Below are 482 nucleotides of genomic sequence, written 5' to 3' on the forward strand. Positions count from 1 at the left end.
GGCCCGCAGCCGCGCGCTGGATGCCTTCGACAAGGCCCAGGTTGCCGCCTGTGAAGCCGATGCCGGCTTCCGCTGCCGCCTGTACAGCTTCTCCGGCGGCAACACCTACCGCCTGTTCCGCAACCTGGAAATCAAGGACGTGCGCCTGGTCTATGCACCTCCGGGCAGCGTCGGCAAGTTCGGCGGCGACGTCGACAACTGGATGTGGCCGCGCCACACCGGTGATTTCTCGTTCTACCGCGCCTACGTCGGCAAGGACGGCAAGCCGGCGGCGTTCTCGGCCGACAACGTGCCGTACCAGCCCAAGCACTTCCTGAAGTTCGCCGATACGCCGCTGGGCGCCGACGACTTCGTGATGGTGGCCGGCTACCCGGGCCGCACCAACCGTTACGCGCTGGCCGGTGAGTTCAACGAAACCGCCAGCTTCACCTACCCGACCATCGCCCGCCACTACAACGCGGTGCTGAAGATGATCGCCGACG

1 pseudogene is annotated in these 482 nt (G+C 66.4%); it reads left to right on the plus strand.

Annotation, left to right across the window (positions count from 1 at the left end):
• Window positions 1-482 (plus strand): annotated as a pseudogene (locus DBR20_RS23505) (S46 family peptidase); the annotation flags it as partial.

Source organism: Stenotrophomonas sp. HMWF023, from assembly GCF_003060985.1.
Taxonomy (GTDB): Bacteria; Pseudomonadota; Gammaproteobacteria; order Xanthomonadales; family Xanthomonadaceae; genus Stenotrophomonas; species Stenotrophomonas lactitubi.